At 43.1% G+C, this 22998-nt stretch carries 16 protein-coding genes; 9 read left to right on the top strand and 7 right to left on the bottom strand.

The window, feature by feature from the left end; all coding sequences use genetic code 11:
* Positions 1-45: 45 nt before the first annotated feature.
* The 9 genes from ACSFC1_RS02395 to ACSFC1_RS02355 all read left to right on the top strand — a co-directional run bounded on the left by ACSFC1_RS02395 (position 46) and on the right by ACSFC1_RS02355 (position 16908).
* Entirely contained in the window at positions 46-960 is a 915-nt protein-coding gene (locus ACSFC1_RS02395) for a hypothetical protein (RefSeq protein WP_435564528.1), read from the top strand.
* 41 nt (positions 961-1001) lie between these two features.
* Positions 1002-2234, top strand: coding sequence for a PhoPQ-activated protein PqaA family protein (locus ACSFC1_RS02390; protein WP_435564527.1), 1233 nt, complete (start codon positions 1002-1004; stop codon positions 2232-2234).
* 16 nt (positions 2235-2250) lie between these two features.
* Positions 2251-2928 carry an aspartate/glutamate racemase family protein gene (locus tag ACSFC1_RS02385; protein WP_435564526.1) on the top strand — a complete coding sequence of 226 codons (678 nt, stop codon included), beginning with the start codon at positions 2251-2253 and terminating at the stop codon, positions 2926-2928.
* 21 nt (positions 2929-2949) lie between these two features.
* Complete coding sequence (locus tag ACSFC1_RS02380; RefSeq protein ID WP_435564525.1) at positions 2950-5955, top strand: efflux RND transporter permease subunit; 3006 nt, start codon at positions 2950-2952, stop codon at positions 5953-5955.
* A 132-nt stretch (positions 5956-6087) separates the two neighbouring features.
* A complete protein-coding gene (gene malE / locus ACSFC1_RS02375; protein ID WP_435564524.1) occupies positions 6088-7260 on the top strand; it encodes a maltose/maltodextrin ABC transporter substrate-binding protein MalE in 1173 nt (390 codons plus the stop codon).
* A gap of 59 nt (positions 7261-7319) precedes the next feature.
* Positions 7320-9056, top strand: coding sequence for a DUF4896 domain-containing protein (locus tag ACSFC1_RS02370; RefSeq protein ID WP_435564523.1), 1737 nt, complete (start codon positions 7320-7322; stop codon positions 9054-9056).
* The gene (locus ACSFC1_RS02365; protein WP_435564522.1) at positions 9053-11527 is read left to right on the top strand and encodes an ABC transporter permease subunit; all 2475 of its coding nucleotides are present in this window, start codon (positions 9053-9055) and stop codon (positions 11525-11527) included. Before ACSFC1_RS02370 ends, ACSFC1_RS02365 begins: the two co-directional genes overlap by 4 nt.
* Positions 11528-11542: 15 nt before the next feature.
* Positions 11543-13378, top strand: a complete 1836-nt coding sequence (locus ACSFC1_RS02360; RefSeq protein WP_435564521.1) for a glycosyl hydrolase 53 family protein — start codon at positions 11543-11545, stop codon at positions 13376-13378.
* Positions 13379-13626: 248 nt separating this feature from the next.
* Complete coding sequence (locus tag ACSFC1_RS02355) at positions 13627-16908, top strand: glycoside hydrolase family 2 TIM barrel-domain containing protein (RefSeq protein WP_435564520.1); 3282 nt, start codon at positions 13627-13629, stop codon at positions 16906-16908.
* A 44-nt stretch (positions 16909-16952) separates the two neighbouring features.
* Here ACSFC1_RS02355 and ACSFC1_RS02350 read toward each other — a convergent pair whose 3' ends face one another.
* The 7 genes from ACSFC1_RS02350 to ACSFC1_RS02320 all read right to left on the bottom strand — a co-directional run bounded on the left by ACSFC1_RS02350 (position 16953) and on the right by ACSFC1_RS02320 (position 22996).
* Entirely contained in the window at positions 16953-18266 is a 1314-nt protein-coding gene (locus tag ACSFC1_RS02350; protein WP_435564519.1) for an alkaline phosphatase, read from the bottom strand.
* Positions 18267-18632: 366 nt separating this feature from the next.
* Entirely contained in the window at positions 18633-20036 is a 1404-nt protein-coding gene (gene gltX / locus ACSFC1_RS02345; RefSeq protein ID WP_435564518.1) for a glutamate--tRNA ligase, read from the bottom strand.
* Positions 20033-20557, bottom strand: a complete 525-nt coding sequence (locus ACSFC1_RS02340; RefSeq protein ID WP_435564517.1) for a TIGR00725 family protein — start codon at positions 20555-20557, stop codon at positions 20033-20035. The genes gltX and ACSFC1_RS02340 overlap by 4 nt, the downstream gene beginning before the upstream one ends.
* On the bottom strand, positions 20554-21264 hold the full coding sequence (gene lptB / locus ACSFC1_RS02335) for an LPS export ABC transporter ATP-binding protein (protein WP_435564516.1): 711 nt from the start codon (positions 21262-21264) through the stop codon (positions 20554-20556). The genes ACSFC1_RS02340 and lptB overlap by 4 nt, the downstream gene beginning before the upstream one ends.
* Entirely contained in the window at positions 21261-21737 is a 477-nt protein-coding gene (locus ACSFC1_RS02330; protein ID WP_435564515.1) for an OmpH family outer membrane protein, read from the bottom strand. Before ACSFC1_RS02330 ends, lptB begins: the two co-directional genes overlap by 4 nt.
* Before the next feature lie 12 nt (positions 21738-21749).
* Positions 21750-22295, bottom strand: a complete 546-nt coding sequence (locus ACSFC1_RS02325; RefSeq protein ID WP_435564514.1) for a ComEA family DNA-binding protein — start codon at positions 22293-22295, stop codon at positions 21750-21752.
* A complete protein-coding gene (locus ACSFC1_RS02320; RefSeq protein WP_435564513.1) occupies positions 22292-22996 on the bottom strand; it encodes an SPOR domain-containing protein in 705 nt (234 codons plus the stop codon). Before ACSFC1_RS02320 ends, ACSFC1_RS02325 begins: the two co-directional genes overlap by 4 nt.
* Positions 22997-22998 lie beyond the last annotated feature (2 nt).

The raw sequence follows: 22998 nt of genomic DNA, 5'->3' as shown, positions 1-22998 counted from the left end.
CACCATTTGCGTAATCGAGTATAATCACAAAGGGATGGTGATACGATGAGATATTCGGTACTTTTTATCCTTATTTTATCTCTTTCTTTGTTTGCTCAAATACTTTATTTTTCACCTTATGGAGATCTTGCTTTAACGATCTACGATCCTTTTGTCACAACCCAGCCTTCACATCCAAATGAAATAGGATCTTTCAAGGTACTTGCGAACAACGCTCTACTGCAGATACTATCAGTTCAACTGAATCAGTCAACTGATCTACTCGTCTTTGCCAAACTCATAGGCATGCAACTTGTCGGAATGGAAGAAGAGCACAACGGTTTAGTTACGATTGGCGATCTTGAGATCTTTTTCAGAAGATTTTCTCTAACTCTCTCAGGTGCAAAGATAGAAGGATTTCAGACCATCTTCTTGAGATATCAAAAAGGCTACGTGGTGACATACTACGCACCAGAAAGTGATTATTACAGATACTTAATTCCAAGCCTTTTGACGATGTGCAGCGTCAAGACTGCAACTGCCAAACAACTCTACTTGAATGAGGAGTATGGATATGCTTTGAGTCTTGTGAAACCCTTTGAAGCGCTCAAACCAGATAAAGGTGAAATAGGATCTTTTGTATCCATAGAAGAAGACAAAGTAGGCTATCTTCAAGTAGCACAAGAGCAATTGCAAAAGGCTATGAAACCAGAAGAGTATGCGCAGTTCGTTGAGAAAAACTCATTGACAAATCTTTCTAATTACAGGCAACTGGCTGAGGGTGTGAACTTAGTTCAGGGGAATGACCTTTTCTGGAGGATCTTTGAGTTCTCTTCCCAAGGAATTTCATACAGATCTTTACAAATACACAGCATCATCGGTGAGGATGCGTACACACTCACCTACATGTCAAAGGCAGAGAGTTTTGAAAAATTCATCCTCCCAGCCACGTACATGATCTTTTCCTTCAAAAAGATGTGAGAGTTTCTATGTGGCATAATAAATAATGGGAGGTGCTCAGAATGAAAAAAACTTTCGTCCTTTTTATAGTACTTGCCATAGTTTTTGTCAGCGCACAAGAAATCACAAATTACGTCGCAAATTACAAAGACATAGAGTACCGAATAATTTCTGAAAAAGTCACAGACGAGGGATTTAAGCTAATCCACGTTATATTGAGAAGCCAGATTTGGCAAGAGATCCCATGGATACACGATCTTTTGATTGTTCAACCAAAGGAAATATCATTCCAAGATGCCGCTGTTTTGTTCATAACAGGAGATTTTGATCCTACCAGATCAAAAGACGTCGAAGACTATCTTTGGATCGCAGAAAAGTTTGGTGTTTTGTTCATCGTCTTGGGAGATGTTCCCAACCAACCTATCTATGGGCTGAAAGAAGACGATCTGATTGCCCACACCTTTGTAGAGTACACAAAGACTTCAGATCCAAGATTACCACTCTTGTTTCCAATGACCACATCGGCTGTGGCTGCAATGGATGTTGTCGAAGAAATCTTCGGCTCAAAGAAATTTCTGGTAACCGGGCCATCGAAGAGAGGCTGGACCACGTGGCTTACAGCCGTGGTAGACAAGCGAGTTTTCGCAATCGCCCCCATCGTGTTTGACAATCTGAACTTTCCAAAACAACTCGAACAACAATTGAAGATGTATGAAAAGTACAGCGAGAGCATAGGTCCATATGTGAGAAGAGGCTTACCAGAGATGGTCAACTCTGAGGCTGGGCAAAGACTTTTGAAGATGGTTGATCCGTATACCTACAGAGAAGAGTTGACCATGCCAAAATACATAGTCAACGCCACGAATGACGAGTACTGGACGATATACTCGAGCAATCACTATTTCTATGACTTACCTGGGCAGAACTATTTGCTCTATGTACCAAACAACCAGCATGGCATAAAGAACATACCGTATGTTGTTGACAACGCTTCCAATTTTTTCAAACTCTCGCTCTCTGGCAAGCTGCCGAAATTTGAGTTTTCCACAGAAGGTAGTAGAATAGTCATACCTCAAAACCCGCAGATCAAAGAAGTCTACGTTCACAGAGCAGTCTCCGACACAACTGATTTTAGAGGATCACTCTGGATAAAATTGCCAGTTTTTGCTGATCAAGGAAGTTATTCGGTAGATATAGATCCACCACAGTCTCGACACATTGCTTATTACGTAGAGTGTGTTTTCGAAGTTGAGGGGCTCACAATAAGTTTCTGTACACCTGCTGTTTATAAATGAGAAATGGAGTGAGAAGATGAAAAAAGTGGCTGGAATAGTCGGCGGTATGGGTTCGCTCTCCACGGTAGATTTCTTGAAAAAGGTTGTTGAGCAGACTAAAGCCGAAAAGGACCAAGAGCACATCAGAATGGTTGTCGACTTCAACACATCGGTTCCAGACAGAACAACAGCACTCTTGCACAATGGGGAAGATCCCACACCTTACTTGGTTGAATCGGTGAAAAGGCTCGAAAATGCTGGCGCTGATTTTGCCGTCTTTATCTGTAATACGGCACACGCGTTTCTTGAAAGAGTCAGAAAGCAGGCAAAGATACCAGTGTTGAACTTGCCAGAACTCGCCCTGATGAAACTCAAAGAAAATGGCATCAAAGAAGCATGGTTAACCGGAACCAAAGGACTTATAAAGAGCGGTGTGTACCAAGAGGCGGCAAGAAAGGCTGGAATGGTTCTACACATACCAGATGCGAAGGTACAAGATTACCTAATGCAAGTCATATATTCCGTCAAGGCAGGAGAAGTAGCCAAAGCGGAGAAAATCTGGCTGGATGGTGTGGAACCGTATTTGAGCGGGAATGTTTTGCTTGGCTGTACAGAACTACCCGTTGCTGCGAAAAGTGATAGATTGAACTTGATAGACTTGAATTCAGTTTGGGCAAGAATTACAATAGAGCTCTGTGGTGGGATCGTGAAGTAGTCGCACCAAGGAGGTGGAAAAGTGAATATCGCAAGAGAGTCAGCAAGAAGACCCATCGCGGTGTTCATGTTTCTCTTCACTCTAGTTGTAGTCGGAATAATCGCACTTCAGAGATTGCATGTAGATCTTTTGCCTCAGCTCGAATACCCGTACGCTGCAGTCTTTGCCACCTACATGGGTGCAGGAACAGAAGAAATGGAACAGTTAGTCACAGAACCAATTGAAAAGATCATTGCAACCGTTCCTGGTGTAAAGAACTTCACCTCGGTCACACAACCTGGCTTGTCTTTGATTCTTGTTGAGTACGAATGGGGCGTTGATGTACTCAATGCATCTTCCAGGCTTGAAAGGTACTTGAACATCGCAGAAGCAAACCTGCCAGAACAAGTAAAGCCAACAGTTGTGGAGTTTGATCCTTCTATAATTCCCGTGTTCGTCTTCTCAACTTCTGAAGATCCAGATTTGTTCACAGATAGAATAAAACGCCTCGTCGATGTAGCACAGGTTGAGAACCTGGGAAAAACGCAGAAGATCGTGAAGGTCACAATAGATCAGAAGAAAGCACAAAACTTGGGATTAGATCTCTCTTTGCTCGACCTCTTTTTGGCTGGTAATGTGGTTTATCCCATGGGACAGGTCTCAGATGAAAATGGGAGTGTATACGCAATCACAGTCGATGGAAGATTCAAAGACATCGATGATCTCAAAAATGCCATAATCGGTTTTCGAGGACTTTCTTATCAGATGGCTATGGCTGGACAACTACCAAAGCTGCTTGTACCAATAAGGTTGGGACAAGTAGCACGTGTTGAAATAGCAGATCAAGAGATCAGGGGATTGGTCAGAGTTGATTCAGAAAAGGTGAATGTTGTTTCGATTCGAAAAAGAGCGGGTGCAAACACTGTGAAAACAGTCAGAGAAGTGAAAAAAGTCCTCGAAGAGTTGAAAGTACCATACACAAAACTGATAGACCAGTCGTATTACACAGAAAGGGCGATCAACGACCTGTTAAAGAATCTGGTCTTTGGATTGATTGGCGCTGCGGTAGTGGTAATGATATTCGTAGTCGATCTGAAAAGCACGGCTATAGTCTCCTTGAGCATACCTATATCGTTAATGATGGCAATCGTACTAATGTATTTTTTCAAAATAAACATTGACCTGCTCACACTTGGTGGATTGACGATGGCGGTTGGAATGCTCGTTGATAACGCAATCGTGGTCTTTGAGAACATATACAGGCACAAAACTGACGGCTTGGCTTACGATGAGGCTGCTTCAAAGGGTACGAAAGAAGTTTTCGGTGCGATCTTTGCTTCCACCGCAACAACGGTGATAGTATTCCTTCCTCTGCTCTTCACGGAAAGTTTTGCAGCCACGATGTTCAAGTACTTTGCAGCAACGCTTTCACTTTCCCTTGGTGCATCACTCTTGGTAGCCGGTTTCATAGTACCGGCTGGTTCAAGATGGATAAGATCTAAGAGGATGCAAAGTTTTGACAGGATCAGAAGATGGTATGAAGAGGCTTTGAACAAAATCCTCGATATGAAATGGGTGATCATATTAACGGTAGCTGTGGGGGTGATCATCTCGACATATTATGTGCTGAACAGACCAAGGAGTTTTATTCCAGAGTTCGCCACTAATACTGTCACAATAACCATCAAAGTCGCAGATCAGGCTGGATACCAAAAGACAGCAGAAATCGCTAAACAGATCGAGGATTTTCTTCTGAGCAAGAAAGACGAGTACAAGATTGAAACGATCTATTCAGATATAGGAGTGACAAGCACATTGTCACAAATTGTGGGTGGCGCGAGTGAAGATAAAGCAACTATCAACGTGTGGTTTTCCGGAAAGCGTACCGAGTATCTGCGAAGCAAAGAACGTTTACTCAGAGATCTCACAACCTTGAAGATGGAAAAAGCGGAGATTCAAGTAACTGATACCAATGTTCTTTCGGAAGTCTTTGGTTACCCATTAACAGTCGAACTTACTGGGAAAGACATCGAAAAACTGATGGACACTGCGCACAAGTTGAAGGAAAAACTTCTCAAGGAGAAAATTGGTGAAGTTGCTGTTAGAGGAGAAGCAACTGTTGAAACGATTTTGGTCGATATAGATAGATCGAGAACGATATTCTCTGGTTTATTACCAGCACAGTTGTTCATGGATCTGCAGTACTACACCGTCGGTAAACAGTTCGGCATCCTGAACACAGACCAAGGAGTGTTACCAATCTATTTGAAGACAGGAGAAGTTCAAAAAGCGGAAGACGTTCAGCAGATACTCTTTAAAACTTTAAGAGGTCAGGATCTGCCACTTGGTGTTTTTGCGCAGATTGACAAAAGAACGACACTCGGTTCAATTTCTCACAAGAACGGGAAAAGGATAGTCTATGTGGATATTGTCAGTTCAAACTATTCGATATCGCAACTGACAAAATTGGTACAGAGAGTCATTGAGGAGTTGAAAACTCAAGGAATTGACTTTGCCCTGAGTGGACAAAAAACATCGCTCGATGTTCTCATGAAGGAATTCAAAACTATATTGATCGTTGCTGCACTGCTTGTTTACATGCTTCTGAGTGCACAATTCGAATCGCTGACGATACCTCTGATAATCTTCACAACCGTTCCGGTTGCGATCATAGCTCTTGCCATCGTCATGGCGATCTTTGATTATGCTTTGAACCTACCGGTGTTAGTTGGTACTTTGACCTTGATCGGCGTTGTCGTCAACAACGCGATAGTGATGATAACATTCATCCAACAAAGACTCAAAGAACAAAAAACTTTACGAGCGACAATATTGGAAGCCGCTGGGCTCAGACTGAGGCCGATACTCATGACAACCCTGACAACGGTGATCGCCTTGTTGCCAGTCGCTCTGAGTAAAGGTGAGGGATCCGAACTCGAATCACCCATATCTTGGACTATCGTCTTCGGCTTAAGCATAACTACTCTCTTCACACTCTTCGTAGTACCTGCGTTAGCAGAGATCTTTTCCAGAGATAAAGCAAACTAACTCATAAGGGGTAAACTTTATGTTGTGGTAGATTCTCTTGCTTGTGTTTTTGAAATGATTGAAAGATATTCAAGTTATTTTGACTTATGGAGCACTCTGTGGTAATTTTTACGATAGGGAGGTGTATGGTTTATGAAAAAGTTTGTCTTGTTGCTCTTGGTCCTTTCTACTGTCTTTGTCTTCGCTCAGTCTAAATTGGTCATCTGGTGCTCAGAGAAACAAGTAGACATCTTGCAGAAGTTAGGAGACGAGTTCAAAGCAAAGTACGGTGTAACAGTAGAGGTTCAGTACGTCAACTTTTCAGACATCAAGCCCAAATTCCTGACGGCGGCTCCCGAGGGGCAGGGTGCAGATATCATCGTCGGTGCTCATGACTGGGTAGGAGAGCTTGTGGTGAACGGTTTGATCGATCCAATTGCAACCTTCCCAGAACTCGGTCAATTCTATGAAACAGGGCTAAACGCTTTCTCCTATGGTGGCAAACTTTATGGGCTCCCATATGCACTCGAGGCAATCGCTTTGATCTACAACAAAGATTATGTACCAAATCCACCAAAAACCGTTGATGAAATGATACAGATGGCAAAACAGATCGACCAGGAGTTTGGCAAAGAAGTTAGAGGATTCATCACTCCTACAGCTGAATTCTACTACGCAGTGCCGTTCATCCAGGGCGCAGGTGGATATGTCTTCAAAGAGACTCCAAAGGGATTAGATCCAAAGGACATCGGACTTGCAAACGAAGGAGCTGTCAAAGGAGTTAACTTGGTCAAGAAATTCGTCGATGAGAAGATACTCGATCCAAGCGACAACTATCAGATAATGGATTCAATGTTTAAGGAAGGCAAAGCCGCCATGATAATCAACGGTCCATGGGCTATAAAGGATTACAAAGACGCAGGTATTGACTATGCTGTGGCTGTGATTCCAAATATCGATGAGAAACTCGTTGCAAGACCATTCGTAGGAGTACAAGGGTTCATGGTGAACGCAAAATCACCCAATAAGTTACTCGCGAAAGAATTTTTGACGAACTTCATCGCCAGAACAGATACCATGTACAAGCTGTATTTGGGTGATCCCAGACTACCTGCAAGAAAGGATGTGCTCGAACTCGTGAGAGACAATCCTGATATCGTGGCATTCACACAGAGTGCTGCAAACGGTGTGCCAATGCCGAATATCCCAGAGATGGGAGCTGTTTGGGGAGCCATGAACGACGCTCTGAACCTCGTTGTCAACGGAAAGGCAACGACTGAGGATGCTCTGAAGACTGCGGTTGAGAGGATTAAAGGACAACAGTAACAACCATTGCCCGGCTCGCGCCGGGCTTTCATTCCTCCAAGGAGGCGAGTAGATAACAGATGAAGTATTTGATCAAAGTCATCCTTTGGTCTTTGCTTGGGTTGATGAATGTTTTCTTCTTTTGGGGAGCAACCTTCCTGATTCGAAATGCCTACTATGAATTGGGAATAGTCTTCTTGATACTGACGTTCTTGATCGATTTTTTCATCTTCAACCCGCGGGCATACCCTTACAGGTATATCGCACCTGCTCTGGTTTTGCTCTTTGTACTCGTTTTGTATCCGATATATTTCACGGTGAGAGTAGCTTTCACCAACTATGGTACAGGTCATTACATGACAAAGCAAGAGGCTGTGGAAAGGCTTCTTTATGACCCGAATTATACCTATACAGTTGAGGAAGAGCAAGAAAGCGATTACAAGGTTTTTGTAGTCTACGATGGTGTTAATCCCACCGAAGACTTTCTCATACTCTTCAGCTTGAACGGTAGGTTGTTTTTAGGTGAGAAACCTGCACCAGTTAGGACAAAAGGTAGAGAAATACTTTTGTCTGAGTCTTTTTTGTATCCAGTGACTGGCGAATATCTTCAAGTGGAAGACCGAACTTACAACATACTTTCACCAACAGGTGAATTAGACGATGTGAAAATAATAACTCTGAAAGATAAAACTTATAGACCCTTCTATTCTCCAACAGATCAACTCTTACAGATCAACTCACCCTATTTCAAAAGCAGAATAGCCCAACTATATCTCTACAAAGCAGACTTCGTAGACCAAGACGGCAGAAGGTATGCTCTGCGGATCACATCTGAGGGTGAATGGAAGTTTGTGAGAGTTGAAAGATTGTACCGACTCGGGTACGAAGAAAGTTACGAAAACGGGAGATTGAAAATGAAGATGGTTTTGTACAACAATAAAACTAATGACAAAGTGATAGAAAGGGAAGGATCCTTTTACGACAGAGGCAAAGATGGAGAAGAGATCTTTCTGATGGGTTTTATAGACAACGTTGGCTCAAAGAATTTTGTTAGGATCTTCACAGACCCGAAGGTCTCTGGACCATTCCTACAGATCTTCATCTGGACCTTTCTATGGGCACTCTTGAGTGTTCTGCTGTCACTTGCCGTCGGGTTGCCTTTTGCCTTGATACTCAACGACAGAACTTTGAAAGGGAGAAACATCTATCGAACGCTGTTGATAATCCCCTGGGCTATACCTGTTTTCATTTCAGCGCTCGTTTGGAGAAATGGACTTCTGAATGAAAGCTATGGACTGATCAACAAATTCTTACTCCCACTATTTGGTTTGAACCCCATAAGGTGGATGAACGAAGCCTTCTGGGCAAGGGTTGGTGTCTTGTTAGTCAACATCTGGCTCACCTTCCCATACATGATGACGATCTCTTTGGGAGCGTTGCAGGGTATACCACCTGAACTTTACGAAGTTGCTATGATAGACGGTGCAGGTAAGTTCAGAAGATTTACAGCCATAACCTTTCCCTTCATAATGGCAGTAATCGCTCCACTACTGGTGAGCAGTTTCGCCTTCAGCTTCAACAACTTCACTATAATTTACCTGATCACCGCAGGAGGACCTCCTATACCCGGTTCAACCACTCCAACTGGCTACACAGATATTCTGATTTCATACGTTTATAAACTTGCCTTCGAAGCTGGCAGAGGTCAGGACTTTGGCTTTGCCAGTGCCATTTCAATAATGATCTTCTTTTTAGTTGGAGGCATCAGCTTTCTGAATTTCAGATTCTCTGGTGCCTTTGAAGAGGTGGGAAGATGAGAAGACTGATCGTTCATTTCGTTCTTATCTTTTTGATCGTTGTGATCTTGTTTCCCACCGTTTGGGTGATGACAACCTCTTTTAGAAGAGATGAGGCTGCTTTTTCAAGTGAACTTTTTTCAAGCAGATTGACCCTGCAAAACTACATAGACCTCGTTGTGCCAGAGAAGAATTTGCCAGTTCTCGTACAAGAGTTGCACAGTTTGATCTCGCGAGCTAAGCCCTTCAGTGAACTCGATCCGAAGAAAGCAAGGCAAAAGATCGAAGATGACCTTCAGAGATTTCACAGATATCTGCAGGAAAGTTCTTCGCGATACATTAAGGCAGAAGAGTCGTATCGAACGATCGATGATTATCTGAAAAAGAACGCACAGACCGTTAGAGATCTCACTGTGAAAAATCTCGATGGGTTGAAAAAAGTCCTGCTTGAAGAGACTAAAGGCTTTGAAACAAATGCCATAGATCGTTACTCAGTCGTACTGTATGAGTACCTTTCCAAAGAAAGGTTTGATTCTCAGATCTTCAAAGTCTTCAAAGAGGATCTTCAGAAAATAGTTGGTTCTGAGATCAAAAGTCCTGAAGAGTTCAACGCAGCCATCGGAATACTAAAAGAGCGATACGATGATTACATAGGAAGGCTAAAGGAGAATCTGAACGAAATTTCGGCAGAACTTGACCAACTGAGGAAAACTTCGTCGAAGTTGAAAGATAAGGTCTCACCGATCCAAGATCAAGTTCTCAAAACAGACCTGGTCTTGAAAAATGCACTACTACCCGAACTTGAGAACACAGTTGAAGCCCTACAGAATTTGAAAAATCTCAAAGACAGCGTTAGAGGTAGTTCTACAAAAAGGATTGTGCCGCTGGACGACTCATTTTTCCTTGAAAGCCTCTTTGCATCGTCAGAGAGAATTGAGAAGATTCTGCAGAAGCTCGAAGTGTTGGTTGATTACACAGCATTGAAGAAATCTGTGGAGAGAATGGCTGATCTTTTCAAAGAACTATCCAACATAGATGAAGCAAATGACAGGTCAAAGATGCTGTACTCAGATTTCATCAAGGGCTATCAAGAAGTTCAGCCGAGAATTGAAAGGATTTTGAACGATCTTGATAGTACACTATCTAACCTTGAAAACAGTGCAATATTCTTGCACGATGCCAACGAACAGTTGATACAGATAGGCAGAGAGATGAGCTTACTTGAACAAGAAGAGACAAAACTCCGAGAAGAGATCAAAAACCTTGAAACTCAGCTGGAAGCACACAGAAGACTATGTCAGCTGAAGGTCTTCTTAGCTGAACTGGATCAAAGAATCTCAACTACAAGCTCCATAACTTCCTTTGGTAGGACAGACCTTGTGAGATACTCAGCCCTGATAAGTTGGTTGAGGAATTTCATGAATTCGTACTCACTCAAAGATGAGATCTACTCAAGATTGAGAAAGACTGTTGATGATTTGAGATGGATAGAAGAATACAGAACCTTCTCGACCAGATTTGAAAATGTCTCGAAGAACCTTCAAGAGGTCTTGGGCCAAACAAACAACTTGTTGTCAGATTTCGAGAAAAGCTGGAGTTATCTTCTTGATCTTTCCTACTCTGGCGTTTTCGTGAGATCAGAACACCTGAGCAGACTCGACGATGTGGTGAGATCGGAGTTTGTGAACAAGGTCAGGTCAGACCTCGCTGTTGTGATGAGAAAAGCCGGGGTTTTGATGAATCTCACACCCTTTGCAGATCTCAAGAATCACTTTGAAAGAATAGACAGAGAGCTGTACAGAATAGATCAAATTTGGAAACAGAAGACAAAACATTACTTTCTCAGATGGGTTTCGAACTCAGTAATCATTTCACTGATCGTTGCCTTGATAACCACCTTTGTGTGCGCTGTTGCTGCATATCCTTTCAGCAGAATGAGATTTGCAGGCAGAAGGTATGGCATAATGGCTTTCCTGCTCATTCAGATGTTTCCAGGTGTTATCTTCATGGTTGCAATCTACAACCTGCTCAACTTTCTTGGAAAGTATGTGACTTTCTTAGGAGTAGACACAGTAGGTGGGTTGATCTTCGCTTATCTAACGAACATATCTTACAACATGTATCTGATAAAGGGCTTTTATGATCTGATACCGAGTTCTCTGGAAGAGGCTGCAATAGTAGATGGTGCAACGAGATTTCAAAGTTTTTATAAAATCGTCTTGCCCTTAGCACGACCCATTTTGACCGTTGTCTTTTTGCTGGTCTTCATAGGGACATTCAATGAGTACGTTGTGGCAAGAATCATCCTTCAGAATGTTCAAAACTACACCTATGCGCTTGGGCTTCAGTCTTTCGCCGTTGGTCCATACGAAACAGAGTGGGGGTTGTTCACCGCTGCGGCTCTGCTTGGTATGTTGCCGATGGTCATACTCTTCCTGTCTTTACAAAGATACTTAGTCAGCGGCTTGACAAGAGGAGCGGTAAAGGAATGAAAGGAGATTCGTTCGATGAGATCAACTATCTTGGTGTTGCTTTTGATTTCTCTTTCTTGTATGGGAATCATGAAACCAACTGAAGAGTTCATAATAGGTGTAGACCTTTCCATGCTGTATGAAATTGAGAGATTAGGAGGCAAATTCTACGAGAACGGGCAACAAAAAGATTGTCTGGAGATTTTAAAAGACAAAGGTGTGAACTGGATAAGACTCAGGGTCTGGAACGATCCGACAGATGAAGATGGAAAACCACTGGGTGGGGGAAACTGCAGTCACGTTAATATGACAGAGATCGCAAAGAGAGCTAAATCACTTGGTATGAAGGTCCTGCTGGACTTTCACTACAGTGACTGGTGGGCTGACCCGGGCAAACAAAACAAACCAAAAGCATGGAAAGATTTGCACGGTGAAGACTTAAAAGATGCAGTGTATGAATACACAAAAGATGTGCTCACCTATATGAGAGAGCATGATGCATCACCAGATATGGTGCAGATTGGCAACGAAGTGAACAACGGCTTTCTCTGGCCCGATGGTCTGATAGTGGGTGCAGGAGCTGGAGGCTTTGAAGGTTTCACAGGATTGTTGAAAGAAGCAATAAGAGCTGTGAGAGAGTTTGACCCACAGATAACGGTGATGATACACCTTGCAGAAGGCGGTAACAATGAACTGTTCAGATGGTTCTTCGATGAGATGATTAGACGAAATGTAGATTTTGACCTGATAGGCATTTCTTTCTATCCTTACTGGCATGGTACTTTGGAAGATCTGCAAGAAAACTTGAACGATCTTGCAAAGAGATATGGCAAGAAGATTGTTATTGTCGAAACTGCCTATGCCTGGACGCTTCAAGATGCAGATGAACATCCCAACATCTTTGGGCACATCTCGATGGCTGAACAGGCTGGTTATCTTCCTACGATTCAAGGTCAAAGATCGTTCTTGATAGATCTGGCTAAGGTTCTCCGACAGGTGCCGAACGATCTTGGAGTTGGCTTTTTCTACTGGGAGGGAACATGGATACCAGTCAAGGGAGCTGGCTGGAAGACCAACGAAGGTAATCCGTGGGAGAATCAGGCTTTGTTCTATTTCAATGGAGACGCATTACCATCTTTGGATATCTTCTCTCAGATTCTGAAAGATGAAGTTTATCTTTCCCCGCAAGTTTTGCAAGCCGACGAGCCTTCCATCGAAACAGCTCTTGGGCAAAAACCTCAGCTGCCTGAAGAGATCAGAGTTGTTTTCTCGAACGATTCCATCAAGACAGTACCAGTACTATGGGATCTTTCTTCGCTCGAAGAGATGATCTACAAACCTGGAGAATATCTCTTGAAAGGCACGTTGAACGATGGCACAGAACTGAGGGCAAAGGTAACGGTGAGAGGAACAGCGAAGGCAGACGCCGTGGAGAATTATCTTGTAAATCCGAGCTTTGAAGCAGCTTCACTCGATCCCTGCAAGGTTGAAGGTGAAACAAAAGCGGTGAAGGTAGTCATAGCAAGTCCACCAGTCAATGCGCACAACGGAAAGTATGCGCTGAACTACTGGCTTGACAAACCCTTCAATTTTAAACTCTATCAGACCGTAGAATTACCCAATGGAACCTACAAACTTTCTTTTTGGATTCACGGTGGCGGTGGAGAAAATCATCTTCGCCTGATAATCAGCGAATATGGTGGTGAGGAAAAGACTCTAAACATAACAAACACAGGCTGGCTGAAATGGAACAATCCAAAGATTGATGAGATAAAGGTGACCAGTGGAAGAATCACAATCACCATAGACGTGGACGCAAACAGCGGTAACTGGGCGTGGATAGACGATTTTGCGTTGTTGAAAACAGACTGATCTTTCTCAAACGAACTACCCGTTCAAAGAGCGATTTTTTCTACAAGAGAAAGGCACGAATCTTTTGAATTCTTGAGCTTCACAGTTCTTTGTTGGAAAGCTCAGCTTTCTTGTTTCATCAAAGACAAAACTGCCTCTAAATACCCTCTTGTTCACCGCAGAACTACCCAATAAATTGGGTAAAATACTCATAGAATCTATAAGATTTGAATTACACTTTGCGGTAGAAACTGTCTTGAGGAGGTCTGATGATGTACGAATGGGAAAACCCACAGCTGACCAGTGAAGGCAACGAGAGACCACATTGCACTTTCATACCGTACTTCAACTTCAAAGAGATGAAGTGGGAATATCCAGAACAGTTCATTTCTTTGAACGGAAGATGGAAATTCATCCTTGCCAAGAACCCCTTTGAGGTTCCAGAAGCTTTTCAAGAAAAAAACTTTGATGACTCTACTTGGAATGAAATAGAAGTACCATCCAACTGGGAGTTTCAAGGTTATGACAAACCTATATACACAAATGTCGTATACCCATTTGCCGCCAACCCACCGTATGTTCCACATGATTACAACCCAACAGGTGTGTACAGAAAGAGCTTCATTGTTCCCAATGATTGGTTTGACAAAGAGATCTTCTTACACTTTGAGGGTGTGAGATCTTTTCTGAAGGTTTGGATCAACGGAAAGGAAATCGGTTTCAGTAAAGATAGTTGTACCCCTGCCGAGTTCAGGGTGACCGATTTTGTAGAACCTGGGGAAAACCTGTTAACAGCACTGGTTTTGAAGTGGTGCGATGCAAGTTACTTGGAAGATCAAGACATGTGGTGGTTTGCAGGAATATATCGTGATGTGTACCTGTATGCCCTTGCGAAGGTACACATAAGAGATCTTTTTGTGAGAACAGAATTGGATCAAAACTATGAAGATGCAAAGATCTTTGTTGATATTGATTTGAGGAACTTGCTTGGTAAAAAGAAGCAAGAAACTCTAATCTTATCGCTGATAACTCCAGAAAACAAGAAAGAGGTTCTTTTGAAAAAAGAAATCGAAGTGGAAGGTGAAGAAACTCTCTCTTTTGCTTTCGATGTGAAAAAGCCTCTGAAGTGGTCCGCCGAGACACCTTGGCTGTATGTCTTGTGTGCTGAGCTGAGTGAAGATAGAAAGAAGATCAACTTTGGTTTTCGAAAAATAGAAGTGAAAGATGGCAAACTTCTTTTCAACGGAAAACCTTTCTACGTGAAGGGTGTGAATCGCCACGAATTTGATCCACAGCGAGGGCATTCAGTAACCGTTGAGAGAATGGTGCAGGACATCAAACTGATGAAGCAACACAACATAAATACCGTCAGAACATCTCACTATCCCAATCAAACGAAGTGGTACGATCTTTGCGATTACTATGGACTCTTTGTGATAGATGAGGCAAATGTTGAATCTCATGGCATTGGTTGGGACGAAAAGATCACTCTCGCAAACAAGGTTGAGTGGAAAAAGGCACATCTTGATCGAGTTCAGCGCATGGTGGAAAGAGACAAAAACCATCCGAGTGTTGTCTTCTGGTCTCTTGGCAACGAAGCAGGAGATGGTAAGAACTTCGAAGAAGCATCACTTTGGATAAAATCAAGAGACAACACCAGATTAGTTCACTATGCACCCTTGGGGACTGACAGACCAGGGAATGGATATTACTTGGACGTAGTCTCTGTCATGTATCCTTCCTTCGACGAACTGCTGAAATACGCCTCTGAGGAACAGAGAAGACCATTGATAATGTGTGAATATGCACATGCAATGGGCAACAGTGTTGGAAATTTGAAAGATTACTGGGAACTGATTGAAAACAATCCTTATCTGCACGGTGGGTGCATCTGGGACTGGGTAGACCAAGGCATAGAAAAAGTTGATGAAAAAGGCAATAGATTCTGGGCATATGGTGGAGATTTCAACGATCAGCCGAATGATGGTAATTTCTGCTGTAACGGTGTCGTTTTACCTGATAGAACTTGTGAGCCAGAACTTTTCGAGGTCAAGAAAGTATACCAGTACATCGACATTGAAGCTGTCAGTAGGAATACAATCAAGATCAAGAACAAATATATCTTCACCAATCTGGAGAACTTCAAAGGAATTTGGCGTCTGAAAAAAGACGGTGAAGAGATCGCAAACGGTGAATTTAGAATAAATCTACCACCAGGTGAAAGTACTTTGCTGCAAATTGATCTTCCTTCTCTTCAAGAAGATGCAGAGTATTTCTTGCAGGTCGAATTTCTCACGCTTAAAGAAGAACCTTGGGCACCGATGGACCATGTGGTTGCCTGGGAACAATTTCATTTGAAAGCACCTGTTTTTGAGAGAAAGCTCATCATGGAAGAGGTGAATCTTGAAGAAGACTCTAATCATTACCTTATTAGAACAAAAGAGATGATCGTGAGGTTTTCCAAACTCAGCGGTCTTCTCGAAAGCATCAATTTCAAGGGCAAAGAGCTCTTGTATGAGCCTTTAATGCCAAATTTCTGGAGAGCACCCACAGACAATGACATTGGGAACAGAATGCCACAAAGACTCAAAGTTTGGAAAGACGCAAGCTCCTCAAGAAGGCTTCAGAAGATCCTCTGCCAGCAAACAGGGAACAAAGTGATTCTCTCGACAGTTTATCAACTGCCGCAAGATTCTTGGCTGTATTTGACATACACAATCTTTGGCAGCAACGATATCTTGGTAGATTATGTTATCTTCCCAAATAAAAACTTGCCAGAGATTCCAAGAATTGGCTTGCAGTTGAAGATGCCTAAGGACTTTCGAACTGTGAGATGGTATGGCAGAGGACCACACGAGACATACGAAGACAGAAAAGAAAGCGGTATCTTTGGAATCTACACAAGCACGGTGGACGAGTTCTTTCACAGATATGTGAGACCTCAGGAAACAGGCAACAGAAGCGATGTGAGATGGTTTTCGATAACAGATAAAAGTTATGCTCTTTTTGTAGGGGGACTACCTACCGTAGATTTCAGCGTGCTGCCGTTTTCCATCGAAGATTTGGAAAAAGCCAATCATACAAACGAATTACACATGCAGGACTTTGTGAGTGTGAACATTGATTACAAACAGATGGGACTTGGAGGAGACAACAGCTGGGGAGCATTACCGCATAAAGAATACATTCTAAGAGCAAAACCGTATCACTATGCTTTTAGGATAAAACCAACAGAACTCTCAGATGAAAGAAATCTGTGGAAGGTTCAACCAGCTATCTCAGAAGAGATCAACTGCTCGATGGTTTTGTCAAAGAGATTGTTAAATGTGGGAGAAAAACTATCAATCTGGCTGACAATCAAAAACCAAGGAGTGCTTTCTTTTGAAAAAGAAGTCGCTGTTTATGTTGAAGAAAACCCCGCTGAAATCAAGCATTTGATCGTACCTCCACTCGAAAGACAGAACGTCTCTTTCACTCTTTCTCTGACACAACCTGGAGATTATCTCATCTGGACAAACTTGGGCACAAGAGAAACAGTTTTCGTGAGATGAAAGAAGGTAAGGCCACGCCCGTTCTGGGCGTGGCCTTTGTTGAATCAGTATCCTGCTACAGAACCAGTCTTTGGGAAGTTGATGGTATTCAAAGATGTAACCTTCAAAATCAATCTGGCTATGTCTGTGTTGTCCATGAAACCAGTAAAGATATTTGCACCTGGTCCAAAGGCATAGACGGGGACAACCCCAGCAGTGTGATCGAAGGTCGTCCAACCAAAACCGAGTTTTTCACCAACAAATCTTGCCAGTTCTCTTCTTATTAGATTGTTCGGAGAAATCTTGGAAAGGCTCTCATATTCAGAATCTTTCAACTCTATTCCATACCATTCTTTCAATCCAGCGACGAACTTTTCTTTGTCAGCAATGTTGTACTGTTTCAAAAACATTGTGGTTGTACCCTTTGCATTCCTTGCCTGAGCAACGTTTATGGTGTAACCTCCCTTTGACAGCGAAAGTCCACCGGTTTCATGATCTCCGGTGACAACAACAAGAGTATTGCCATCTTTTCTTGCAAAATCTAATGCCACTTTCACAGCTCTGTCAAATTCCACAACTTCCTTCCAGACACCGTAGAAATCGTTTGCGTGAGCCTCCCAGTCGATCTGTGAGCCTTCAACCATCAGCATGAATGGTCTATCGTCACTTGAAAGCAATTCAATCGCCTTTGCTGTCATCACGTCGAGTGTGGGTTGATTAGATGGTCTATCGGAGACTGGCTCAAGGTAATTCTTAGCAAAGAGTCCCAGAACCTTTTGGGCAGAAATGGTCTTAAGCTCGCTTGCATTTGTTATGTACTGATACCCTTTTGATTTGAGCAGCTCTATCAAGTCAAGACCGTCTTTTCTAACGCCACCCTTGCTTTCGGGCAAGAACCACTGCCAGCCTCCAGCGAAAGCAACATCAACTAATCCAGAATCGGCAAACTGTTTTGCTAACGTCAATTCATCGTTTCGATCTGAAACATGGCCATAGACTGCTGCCGGTGTCGCATGAGTTATTTGACAGGTCACTACAACACCGATTCTGTAGCCTGCGTTCTTTGCAATCTCAAAGATTGATGGTACTGACTCGCGATTTGGAAGAACACCGATCGCCTTATTCAAAGTCTTGTAACCTGCAAAGAGCGCAGTTCCAGCTGGAGCCGAATCGGTGACCCATGAATCTGAGGAATAGGTGGTCATCAAACCAGTGTAAGGCAGTGTCATGGTTGTAAGAACTCTTGCTTCAAGTATGCTTGCGAGGAGTAACTGATTTGCAGCCATTCCATCGCCGACCAAGAAGATCACGTTGAGAGCGAAAACAGCCACGTTGAACAAAACTACCAACACCAGAACCATGAACAACTTAAACCTCACAACCTTCACCTCCTCAATTTGATTGACAACCTCATCTTCAATCTACTGAGCGGATTTTTAGACCACATTTAGAAAGATCAAGAAATTTTGAAATGAGAGCTTTCAGAGTCTCTACTTGGTTCCCATCGTTCCTCAAAGGATGAAGGAAGTAAGGGTGAGGAAAAATAACTCACAATTCAAGGATTTCTCGAAAGGATTCTTGCAAACGCAGAACGGTTGTACAACTGGTTTGCTTCAAAGATCGTGGATTCACCAGCAATCCATAGCTACGAGCAATGAATAGAATATTCATCCCCCCAAAGATGGATGTGTAAGTTTGATTGTAACACTCCGTTGCAACCTTACGAGAGGACTAATCACGCTTGTTCAATTTTTGACTTGCAATATCGTTCTTTGAATGCGTTCAACAACGCGTTCTTTGCCAAGTACAGCTAAGGTCTCAAAAAGACCAGGCGTGACGAGCTTGCCAGTTACTGTGCCCCTGAGCAGTTGAAAGACCTTGTTTTTAGAAGCAATCTGAAGCTCTGAGAGTGATCTACAGACCTTCTCAGTACCTTGAACAGACCAATCATCGAGCTGACTGAAAGATTCAAGTGCCTTTTTCAGTAATTCTCCTGCATACGGAGCCTTGAGATACTCATCAATGAGCTTCTCTTCATAGGGATAATCATCAAAAAAGAATGGATAAGCCAGATCATAAAGCTGTGAAAGTGTGTTGACCTTTTCTCTGCATATAGATATCACTTTCAGTGCGTACTCTTTCTCTATTTGAGGCACCTTTTTGCCGGTGAACTGAGTCCATTCGACAAACTCTTCCCAAAGTCTCTCAACTTCCATAGTTCTCATGTGCTTACCGTTTACCCACTCGAGTTTCTGAGGATCAAAGACAACTCCCTTGTTGGATATACTCGATGGATCAAAGCTTTCAAGCTTGGTTTTTACATCAAAGATTTCTTCTTCTCCAACACTCCAACCGAGTAGAGCAAGGTAATTCATCAGTCCTTTGTTCAGTATGCCAATGCCTCTGAAATGTTCGACGGAAGTTGCACCGTGTCTTTTGCTCAAAGGTGTTCTGTCAAATCCAAGAATCAGCGGTATGTGCATGAACTTGGGATATTCCCAGCCAAAAGCGTCGTAAAGCATCACCTGCTTTGGAGTGTTAGACAGATGGTCTTCACCCCTGAACACGTGTGTGATACCCATCAAGTGGTCATCGATTACGACAGCGTAGTTGTAAGTTGGAAAACCATCAGACTTTATCATCACAAAATCTTCGATCGTTGAATTCTGAAACTCCATGTCACCTTTTAGAAGATCGTAGAATCTTGTGATTCCCTCTGGCACTTTGAACGAAACAGTTATATCGTGCCCTTGTTCTGCATAAGATTTTGGATACTCAAAGGAGTTTAGAATAGGTTTTTTCCTGTCTACTTTGTCATAAACGGTGTAATAAGCCATCTGTTTTTGTACTAATAGCTGAGCGTAATGATCGTATATGCCTTTTGTCACACGCTCACTTTGTCTGTAGGGCCCGAATTCTCCACCAACATCTGGTCCTTCATCCCAGTCAATGCCAAGCCATTTCAGAGATTCAATGATGGCCATTTCAGATTCTCTTGTCGACCTCTGAAGATCTGTATCTTCTATCCTCAGAATGAACTTTCCGTTCATCTTTCTGGCATACAGCCAGTTGAAAAGAGCAGTTCTTGCACCACCAACGTGAAGATGACCTGTCGGACTTGGTGCAAACCTGAGTCGCACGTCATTCATTTCACTTGCCTCCCAATGTCTCCGATTATTCTGATGGTTTCCTCAACGGTTCTCGCTTTCAAAACAGCTACGTTTCTTCTTGAATCAAGATATTTGTCATCAATGAGAACCTCTGAAAATCTGTCAGTCCAACCACCACTACCAAGCAATAGTATAATCGGTTTAGCCCTTGCATAAGCCATAAGTACTTCTACAGCTGTACCAACTTCACCGCCAACCGAGACGATGACATCACTGCTCTCGATCAACACCAAAGAACGCGTTATATTGTCGAAAGGGGTTTTAATTCTCAAAGAGAGGTGTTCGTTACCACTCTCGTGCACCGGAAGAACCCCTACAACTGTACCACCAGCTTCCCTGACACCCCTTGAAACGAGTTCCATTACACCATCTCTCCCACCACAGAAAACCGTATGGCCATTCGTGGCAAGTGCCTTGCCAAGATTGATACAAAGCTCTGCTATCCTCAAAACGGGTTCGCGCTCAACAGAACCAGAGTATCCAACAACCGCGACATTCATGTGCCGAGATAGACCTCCTTAACCGTTTTATCTTGAAGTACTTCTTGTGGATCTCCTTGTGCGATGATCTTTCCTTTGTGAATTATGTAGAGTCTATCCACCACCTGCGCTAAAGCATCGACCGTGTGATCGGTGACTATGATACCGATGTTCCTCGCCTTCAAGGAACGAATCATATGTTGAATGTCTTTTACTGTCTTTGGATCAATTCCGACGAACGGTTCATCAAGCAATAAGAAAGATGGGTTGAGCGCCATCATGCGTGCAAGTTCCAAGCGTCTTTTCTCTCCACCAGATAGATCGCTCGCGTATTGGTCTTTGAGTTCCCATATACCAAACTCTTTCAGCAGTTCTTCTGTCCTATCTTTTCTCTTCATAGGGTCCTTTACGTAGAATCTCAGAACCAGTTCGACATTCTCAAAGACCTTTATACCACCGAAAACAGAAGTTTCTTGTTGAAGATAAGTGATTCCAAATCTTGCCCTTCGGCTAACAGGAATATTGGTGATATTTGTCCCGGAAAATATTATCTTGCCCTCTGTGGGAATGACGACGCCCAAAATCATGTTGAAGATCGTCGTCTTACCAGCACCGTTTGGACCCAAGAGACCGACGACCTCACCTTGCTCAACTTGCAGATCAACGTGGTCGACGACGATCTTTCTACCAAACCTTTTTACAAGACCATGGCATTCTATCTTGTTCATTGCGATTTCAGGTATTTCACAAGCTGCTCTGTGATATCGTAGGCATCGTCACCATAAACAAGTGCCTGTTTACTCAAGATATAGTCATAACCCATGGCTTTTGCAAATTTGTCTACCTTGTTAGCGATCTCTTCGATCACCTGCTGCATCTTTGGCTGATACTCATTCTGCAAAAGCTGCTCGTACTGCTGTTTTCTTGCAAGTATATCTGCCTGCTTTTTCTCCAGCTCCGCCTGTGAAGCCCCTGCCTTTTGCATACTTTCCAGTTCCTTAGTCAGCTCGTTCAACTTGTTTTGGTAGTACTGGAAGTCCGTCTTGTAACGCTCGTTGAGTTCGATCATCTTTGGGTATTCCTGGGTAATCTTGTTCACGTCCACAAACACAACCCTAAGACCGTTTTGTGTGGCTCCGTACAAGAACAACAAAACCATCGCAAGAAGTACACCAGCCAAGAGTACAGTGGTTTTTTTCACACAAACACCTCCTCAAAATGTTATCATGTCTTTGATCTTCTCGAGTGTTTTTGGACCGATTCCCGGAACCTGGAGAAGATCATCCGGCTTGCTGAAAATCCCTCTTTGTTGCCTGAATTTGATAATCTCGCTTGCCTTAACCTCTCCAATTCCTGGCAGCTGCATCAGTTCTTCCACCGTCGCTTTGTTCACATTTATTTTCTTCGTCCTCTCGGTAATGACTGCACCTTCAACTTTGACATAAGGTGCAATTCTCTGAACGGTAACTCTACCAATGCCAGAGACTTTAGTCAAGTCATCAACTGTGGCAAATGGTCCGTTTTGTTCCCTGAATTGAATTACAGCCTTTGCTTTAGCAGGACCAATCCCAGGTATTTCGAGCAAATCCTCATAAGATGCCGAATTGACGTCTATCGGAAATTCTACGGTCTTTCTCGCCACAACATGTTGGCTTTCCTCAGTCTTACCATAGTTCTTTTCGAGGGCAAAGCCCAAGATGATCAACAAACCAACAAAAGCCAGAAAAATGAGCCTCTTTTCGCTGACCGAAAGCTTCAAGGCGTTACACGCCCCACATATCCAGGCCGCTGGGTGCCAGCGATCCTCATCACTTCTGTCCAATTGAGTTTTGCATTGAAATCTTCCGCACCGTTTACTTCACTGAAGGCTCCAACAACGAGCGAATACCAGTCGCGCCCATCACGCACAAAATGCATCAAATAAGCTGGATAACCAGCACTTCTAAGGGCGAGTGTCCTCTCAAGAGCTGCTTCTTTGTTAACCACCGAGAGTACCAAGACACCATAAAGAGTGCGCATGGGAGTTAGACCTTGAAAACTGTACTCACCGACGATTGCCACGGTGTAAGCGTCTTTGGAAGATTGGCAGATCAAAAAGGGCAGATTCGAACCTCTGATGAGCTTAAGGGCATCATCTGATTGCAGAATATAAACAGACAAAGCTGCCCCTCTTTCAACAACTTCCGTCGCTTGAGTAACCAGTTTTCTGTAGTCAAACTCTTCTATTCTGTAAAGAGCAGGTGTGACATATTCTGTCGACTGGTTCGTAGTACTGGTACTGGTTGGTACCTCAATCTTGGGTGGTGGCAATTCGATTATCTCCACCTGGATCTGCGAACGAGTCTTCAGCACAAAAAATGTTGCGAGCGTAAAGCTGACAAATCCAACACTCAACAAAATGATCAGTATTGCAAGTATTCGAGCTTGAGTTTCGGTCAGTCGAATTTGACCTTTCGGCACCT

Origin of the sequence: Pseudothermotoga sp. U03pept, from assembly GCF_051235805.1 — a bacterium.
GTDB lineage: Bacteria > Thermotogota > Thermotogae > Thermotogales > DSM-5069 > Pseudothermotoga_B.
Note: the sequence above shows the minus strand (reverse complement) of the source record. Positions and strands in the feature narration are given on the sequence as shown.

Bases quoted from the DNA above. Each gene is read 5' to 3' on its own strand.
- ACSFC1_RS02385 (WP_435564526.1), top strand. From the start codon at position 2,251: ATGAAAAAAGTGGCTGGAATAGTCGGCGGTATGGGTTCGCTCTCCACG.
- lptB (WP_435564516.1), bottom strand. From the start codon at position 21,264: ATGAACAAGATAGAATGCCATGGTCTTGTAAAAAGGTTTGGTAGAAAG.
- ACSFC1_RS02360 (WP_435564521.1), top strand. From the start codon at position 11,543: ATGAGATCAACTATCTTGGTGTTGCTTTTGATTTCTCTTTCTTGTATG.
- ACSFC1_RS02370 (WP_435564523.1), top strand. From the start codon at position 7,320: ATGAAGTATTTGATCAAAGTCATCCTTTGGTCTTTGCTTGGGTTGATG.
- gltX (WP_435564518.1), bottom strand. From the start codon at position 20,036: ATGAATGACGTGCGACTCAGGTTTGCACCAAGTCCGACAGGTCATCTT.
- ACSFC1_RS02355 (WP_435564520.1), top strand. From the start codon at position 13,627: ATGATGTACGAATGGGAAAACCCACAGCTGACCAGTGAAGGCAACGAG.
- ACSFC1_RS02340 (WP_435564517.1), bottom strand. From the start codon at position 20,557: ATGAATGTCGCGGTTGTTGGATACTCTGGTTCTGTTGAGCGCGAACCC.
- ACSFC1_RS02390 (WP_435564527.1), top strand. From the start codon at position 1,002: ATGAAAAAAACTTTCGTCCTTTTTATAGTACTTGCCATAGTTTTTGTC.
- malE (WP_435564524.1), top strand. From the start codon at position 6,088: ATGAAAAAGTTTGTCTTGTTGCTCTTGGTCCTTTCTACTGTCTTTGTC.
- ACSFC1_RS02365 (WP_435564522.1), top strand. From the start codon at position 9,053: ATGAGAAGACTGATCGTTCATTTCGTTCTTATCTTTTTGATCGTTGTG.
- ACSFC1_RS02395 (WP_435564528.1), top strand. From the start codon at position 46: ATGAGATATTCGGTACTTTTTATCCTTATTTTATCTCTTTCTTTGTTT.